We start from the raw sequence: 6,604 nt of genomic DNA on the forward strand, positions 1-6,604 counted from the left end.
GAGCGCGGCGCTGTGCGGCAGGTGCGCACCGGCGGCCCGGTCGGTGACGACGTCGACCCAGCCTTCGACGAGCGCCAGCCAGGTCTCGAGGCGGGCCAGCGCTGCCTGCTGGGCCGGCGTCGGCTTGGGGGCGAAGAGTTTGTCCGCGAGCGTGGCCTGCAAGGTCTCCGGGTCGGTGGCATCGATGCCGTCGAGCGCGGCCTCGATGCCTTCGGTGTCGATGGCGATATCGCGGGCGTAGTCCTGGACGGCCACGAGGATCTGCTGCGGCAGCCACGGCACCCCGTGGAAGAGGCGCAGCCGGGCCGCCTCCCGCACCGCGAGATATAGCCACACCTGCTCGAGATCGATCTCCAGCCCCTCGGCGAAGGCGGCGATATTGGCCGGGACCAGTGCCAGCTGGGTGCCGCTGGTCAGCGGCAGCGACACCTCGGTGCCGGTCAGCGTGTCGCCGGCCAGTGCGGCCAGACCCTGGCCGAGCTGCGAGGAGAACATCGAGGACCCGGCCCGCTCGAGCAGCGGGCCCATCTGGGCGATCGCCTGCGCCGGGTTGGTGCCCGCCGGCAGCATCGACGACATCGCCTCGAACCCGCCCTCGGAGAACTGCGCCGTCATCGCCCGGCCGAGGGACTTCGTCACGCCCGAGGCGACCGGGGAGACCAGCTCCTGCCAGACGGGCATCGTGTCCTCGATCCACTCCGAGCGCGACCACGCGACGCCGTGCAGGCCGGGGGCCTCGATCGCGGTGACCTCGCCGAGCCACATGTCGGCCACATGAGCGGCCTCGCGCGCCAGGGCGCCCTCGCGTTCGCCCATGGCCGCGTCGCCTTCTGCCGCAATGAGTTTGCGGGCCACGTCGGTGGCGATCGTGGGGGAGACCGGGCCCTCGTCGGGAGCGTTGAACATCGCCTGGACCTGCGACATCATCCCCTCGAACTGGTCCACTGGGATCGCGCCGAGCCCCATCTGCTCGAACTGCTGCAACACCTCCGGCGGCAGGTCGGCACCGCCGGTGAGGCGGCGCAACGCCTCCTGCATCTCCGGCGGCAACCCGGCTCCGGACTCCTGCGGGTCGTTCTCGGGACGCTCGATGTCGTCGGGCACGGCACTACTCCTCAAGACGCGAAACGAAACCCAGGTGGCCGGGCCCCCGCAAAGTACCGGAGCAAACTTGCGAGCGCGGAACTTTGTGGGGTGTCCTGAATGCGCCTGGGTGAGAATGTGTCACCCAAGACAACCATGCGGGAGCCGTTCCAGTTCCCGCCGGCCCACCGAAGGAGTACACATGGCGCAGCCCGACCGCGTCCACGACGTGGTGCGCCTGTGCGCGATCTCGGCGGAGCCGCTCTCCGTCGACGCCGCGCTCGCGGCGATCGCCGACGACGGGTGCGGGGGGCAGGTGGTGTTCATCGGACGGGTCCGCGATCACGACCACGCCCGCGCCGTCACCGCGCTGGAGTATGAGGCGCATCCCGGAGCGCTCGCGGCCCTGCAGCGGGTATGCCGCGCGGTCGCCGACACCCACGACGTCCGGGCCGTCGCCGCAGTCCACCGCGTCGGTGCCCTCGCGATCGGCGACATCGCCGTCATCACCGCGGTCGCCGCGCCCCATCGCGACGCCGCCTTCGCCGCGGGCCGCGAACTGATCGACCAGCTCAAGGCGACGACCCCGATCTGGAAGCATCAGCTTTTCGGCGACGGCGAGAGCGAATGGGTGGGCCTGCCGTGAAGGTGGCGGAACGGCATACGGCGCCGCCGTGGCAGCCCGACCCCGGCCGCCTCTCACCCCGGGTGGCCCGGCTGCTGTGGGCCGCGTTCGTCGGGATCACCCTTGCGGCGGTGATCGCCCTCATCCCGCTGCCCTACGCCATCCTGCGGCCCGGCCCGGCCACCAACACCCTCGGCCAGGTGGCGGGCAAGCCCCTGGTCGCCATCGAGGGCGCCACGACCTACCCCACGGAGGGGGCCCTCGATTTCACCACCGTCTCCGTCGTCGGTGGCCCCGGCCGCCGGGTCAATGCCTGGGATCTGCTCGGCGCCGCCATCGACCCCAGCGCCGAGATCTTCGACGAGGACCAGCTCTTCCCCAAGGGGGCGACCTCGGAAGAGGTCAAGGAGGAGAACGCCCTGGAGATGACGACCAGCCAGCACGAGGCGGCGGCCGTCGCGCTGCGCAGCCTCGGCAAGAGCGTGCCCAACAGCTACGTCGTCGCGAGCGTGACGAAGGGCTCGGGCGCGGACGGGGTGCTGCTGGCCGGCGATGTGATCACCGGCGTCGACGGGGAGGCGGTGGCGTCCATGGTGGACATCCAGCGGCTGGTGCGCACGCACAAGGCGGGCGAAGACGTCACGGTGTCCGTGCGCCGCGACGGCGCGGCCAAGGACCTTATTGTCCGGACGACGGCTTCCGGCGACACCGTCGTGCTGGGCGTGCGGCTGCGGATGGACTACGACTTCCCGGTCGCGGTCACGATCGATGCCGGCGACGTCGGGGGGCCGTCCGCCGGCACCATGTTCGCCCTCGCCGTTCGCGACCTGCTCACGCCCGGCGCGATGACCGGCGGCAAGAAGATCGCCGGCACCGGGACCATCGACGACGCCGGCACGGTCGGCCCGATCGGCGGCATCCGGCAGAAGATCGTCGGCGCCAAGGAGGCCGGCGCGGGCTACTTCCTCGCCCCGGCCGCGAACTGCCCGGAGCTCGCCGGCCACGTCCCCGACGACATCACGGTCGTCAAGATCGCGACCTTCGACGAGGCCGTCAGCGCCGTCGACGGCATCGCGGCCGGCAAGACCGGCCTGCCCAGCTGCTCCTGAGGGCGACTCACTCCGGCACGTCGTCCCGCAGGCTCGCCAGCAGCGCGGCGACGAGGCCGGGGGCGAGATCGGGACCGGTGCCGACGAGGTTGTCCGCGTCATGGCTGCGCTGGCGGATCAGGCACACCGACGGGCCGTCGCGCAGCACGGCGACGAGGAGGCGCACGTCCTGACGGTCGGGGTGGCGCTGCAACTGCTGCACGGCCGCCGCCGGATCGGATGGCAGGTCGCGCTCTGCCGCCGGGGGCACGACCAGGCGTTCGACGGCGAGGGCGCAGCCGCGCACTGCCGGCGGCCACGCCAGCGTCTCGAGCGCCCGCGGCAGGTCGCCGTCCGGGGCGAACCCCTCCTGCTCGACCGCGGACAGATGATCGGCGTCGACGCCACCGACGTCGAGACCGGGCGCGCTGCTCGCCAACTCATGGGTCGGCACCAGCGCGAACAGGCGCGTCGGCTGATCCCAGCCGTCGGCGCTGACATACCGCTCGGTTTCGATGGCGACCAGCTGCAGCGGGTCACGTTTCGGGGTCGAAGTTTCGGTCACGCCCCAATCCTGCCTGTCCGGGCGCGTCATACCCAGACACGGTATGTAGGTTGACCCGGTGAGCGATTCGCAGTGGCCCCCCGACGAGGTCCCCGAGCAGCCGGCGCCGAGTCGTCCGGCCCGTCGCGCGATGTCGCCGCGGCGCCGGCGCGGACCCTTGGTGCCGACCCTGGTGGTGCTCGGCGCGCTGGCGTTCCTCGCCACCGGGCTGGCCGAGGTCTGGACCGAGGTCCTGTGGTACCGCTCGGTGAACTTCTCCGGTGTCTTCACCACCACCCTGCTCACGCGGATCGGGCTCGGCGCCGCTGCGTTCGTGCTCGTCGGTGGCTTGGTCTGGTCCAGCCTCTACCTCGCCTACCGGTACCGGCCCTTCTACGTCCCACAGCTGGGGGCCAACGAGAGCCTCGAGCAGTATCGCGACGCCATCGAACCGGTCCGCAAGGTCGCCCTCTTCGCCATCCCCGGGGTGGTCGGCGCGCTGGCCGCGACGGCCGCGTCCGGCCAATGGCGCACCTATCTGGCGTGGGTGAACCAGGAACCCTTCGGCAAGACCGACCCGCACTTCCACAAGGACATCGGCTTCTTCGTCTTCACCGTGCCGTGGCTGCAGGCGCTCATCGGCGTCCTCACGCTCGCGCTCGGCGCCGCCCTGGCCGCCGCCGCGTTCACCCACTACATCTACGGCGGACTGCAACTGCCGGGCCGGGGATCGTCGACGCGGGCCGCCATGGTGCACGTCGGCGTGCTCGCGGCCCTGCTGGCGCTCGTCCGCGCGGGTTCTTATCTCGTGGACCGCTACGCCCTGGCCACCAAGGACGCCCCGCTGATGACGGGCATCAGGTACACCGACGCCCATGCGGTCCTGCCGACCAAGATCATCCTCGCCGTGGCGGCCCTGATCGTCGCCCTGCTCTTCGTCGCGGCGATCTTCACGCACTCGTGGCGGCTGCCGATGATCGGCGTCGCCCTGCTGGTCGTCACCTCCGTCGTCGTCGGCAGCGTCTATCCGGCGATCATCCAGTCGGTCAAGGTCAACCCGTCGGAGAAATCCCTCGAGGCGCCCTACCTGCAGAAGAACATCGAGGCGACCCGGGCGGCATACGGCCTGGACAGGGTGCAGGTGCAGCCCTATTCGGCCGCGACCGACGCCACCGCAGGCAAGCTGCGCAATGACGCTGCCACGATCCCCGGCATCCGGCTCGTCGACCCGATCGTCGTGCCGCCGACCTTCAAGCAGTTGCAGGCGCTGCGCACCTACTACACCTTCCCGGACGCTCTGGACATCGACCGTTACCAGATCGACGGCAAGGAGACCGACATCGTGATCGGCGCTCGAGAGATCTCCCTCGACGGCGTGCCGGCGGCGCAGCGCGGCTGGCTGAACGACCACACCTTCTACACCCACGGCTACGGCCTCGTCGCGGCATACGGCAACCAGCGCAAGCCGGGTGGTGAGCCGGTCTTCGCGGTCGGCGACCTGCCGCCGGCCAACACGCTCGGGGAGTTCGAACCGCGCATCTACTTCGGTGAGCAATCACCGAACTACTCCGTCGTCGGCGCCAATCCCGGCGAGGCGCCGCGCGAACTCGACTACCCCGACTCCAAGGAGGAGGAGGTCAAGAACACCTACGCCGGCACCGGTGGGGTGCCGATCGGCTCGGTGCTGCGACAGGCGGCGTATGCCGTGAAATACCGCGAGGTGAACTTCCTCCTCTCCAACGCGGTCGGCTCCGCCTCGAAGATCCTTGACCACCGCCGTCCGCTGGAACGGGTGCAGCGGGTCGCGCCGTGGCTGGCCCTGGACGGCAACCCCTATCCCGCCATCGTGGACAAGCGGGTCGTGTGGATCGTCGACGGCTACACCACCTCGGCGAACTACCCCTATTCGCAGATGGAGAACCTCACCACGGCCACGTCGGACTCGACGACCGCGCGCGCGACCAGCGTCGCCGCGCTGCGCGCCGGGCAGGTCAACTACGTGCGCAACTCGGTCAAGGCCACCGTCGACGCCTACGACGGCACGGTGCGGTTGTATGCCTGGGACGAAGCCGACCCGATCCTGAAGACCTGGATGAAGGCCTATCCCGGCACCGTCTCGAAGACCTCGGAGATCAGCGGCGACCTGATGTCGCACCTGCGTTATCCGGAGGATCTGCTGAAGATCCAGCGGCTCGTGCTCTCCCGCTATCACGTCACCCGCGCCGACGCGCTCTTCAGCGGAAATGACAACTGGCGCGTGCCCAACGATCCCGCCCAGGAGGACCGCAGTGTCTTCCAGCCGCCCTACTACCTCACCTTGAAGATGCCCGGGCAGGAGGCGCCCAGCTTCTCGTTGACGACCCCCTTCATGCCCTCCGGCGACCGGCAGGTGCTCTCGGGCTTCCTGGCCGTGGACGCCGACGCCGGGAGCCAGGCGGGCACGAAGGCCGACACCTACGGCACCTTGCGGCTGCTCGAGCTGCCGCGCGACTCCAACGTCAAGGGGCCCGGGCAGGTCCAGAACGACATCAACTCCTCCAACACGAGCTCGCCGGGATTCTCGACCTTCCCGCTCAGCGTCTATCTGAACAACAACCGCCAGCAGGGCTCCCGGGTCACCTTGGGCAACCTGCTGACCCTGCCCGTCGGCGGCGGGCTGCTGTATGTGCAGCCGGTGTATGTCAGTGCCAGCGCCGAATCCGCCTTCCCCCTGAGCCGCGTTACCGTGGTCGCGTTCGGGGACAAGCTGGCCTGGTCCGACACGCTGGAGCGGGCGCTGAACCTGCTCTTCGAGGGCGAGTCGGGAGCCCCGGTCGAGGATCCCGGCACGCCGACGACACCGACGCAGCCACAAAGCAACGAAGAGGCGCTGGCCGCGGCGCTTGCCGAGATGAAGGCGGCGTTCGAGGACGGCAAGAAAGCGCTGGCCGAGGGCGACTTCGCGGCATACGGCAAGGCGCAGGAGCGGCTGCAGCAGGCCCTCGACACGGCGATCGCGGCCGCCCCCGGGGGCGCGCAGCTCGACCTGACCCCGTCTGGTACACCCTCCGGCTCAGCGACCTCGTCGGCCACGCCCTCCGACTGACGCCGATTTGGTCTGCCGTCCCGCGTCACGTAAGGTGGTGCTTACCGACGCGGGGTGGAGCAGCTCGGTAGCTCGCCGGGCTCATAACCCGGAGGTCGCAGGTTCAAATCCTGCCCCCGCTACTGCGAATCGCGTCAGCGTCGAAGAGCCCGGGACGACATGTCGTCCCGGGCTCTTCG

The 6,604-nt window shown here is 70.2% G+C and carries 5 protein-coding genes and 1 tRNA gene; 4 read left to right on the forward strand and 2 right to left on the reverse strand.

Features of this window, described 5'->3' with window-relative positions:
* The coding region (locus BN11_RS23585; protein WP_048696732.1) for a zinc-dependent metalloprotease at positions 1-1,104 on the reverse strand (1,104 nt) is incomplete at its 3' end.
* A gap of 181 nt (positions 1,105-1,285) precedes the next feature.
* Between BN11_RS23585 and BN11_RS08855 the strand changes: the two genes are divergently transcribed.
* Together BN11_RS08855 and BN11_RS08860 are read left to right on the forward strand one after the other, a co-directional pair.
* Entirely contained in the window at positions 1,286-1,729 is a 444-nt protein-coding gene (locus tag BN11_RS08855) for a molybdenum cofactor biosynthesis protein MoaE (RefSeq protein ID WP_048696734.1), read from the forward strand.
* Positions 1,726-2,817: a YlbL family protein gene (locus BN11_RS08860; RefSeq protein ID WP_235435422.1), complete on the forward strand. Its 1,092-nt coding sequence runs from the start codon at positions 1,726-1,728 to the stop codon at positions 2,815-2,817. Before BN11_RS08855 ends, BN11_RS08860 begins: the two co-directional genes overlap by 4 nt.
* 7 nt (positions 2,818-2,824) lie before the next feature.
* Here BN11_RS08860 and BN11_RS08865 read toward each other — a convergent pair whose 3' ends face one another.
* On the reverse strand, positions 2,825-3,361 hold the full coding sequence (locus BN11_RS08865) for a PPA1309 family protein (protein WP_235435423.1): 537 nt from the start codon (positions 3,359-3,361) through the stop codon (positions 2,825-2,827).
* A gap of 58 nt (positions 3,362-3,419) precedes the next feature.
* Between BN11_RS08865 and BN11_RS08870 the strand changes: the two genes are divergently transcribed.
* Both BN11_RS08870 and BN11_RS08875 read left to right on the forward strand, forming a co-directional pair.
* Positions 3,420-6,425 carry a UPF0182 family membrane protein gene (locus tag BN11_RS08870; RefSeq protein WP_235435424.1) on the forward strand — a complete coding sequence of 1,002 codons (3,006 nt, stop codon included), beginning with the start codon at positions 3,420-3,422 and terminating at the stop codon, positions 6,423-6,425.
* Positions 6,426-6,473: 48 nt separating this feature from the next.
* Positions 6,474-6,547: transfer RNA gene (locus BN11_RS08875), tRNA-Met, on the forward strand.
* The last annotated feature ends 57 nt before the right edge of the window (positions 6,548-6,604 follow it).

The organism is Nostocoides australiense Ben110 (genome assembly GCF_001050535.1).
GTDB classification, from domain to species: Bacteria; Actinomycetota; Actinomycetes; order Actinomycetales; family Dermatophilaceae; genus Nostocoides_A; species Nostocoides_A australiense.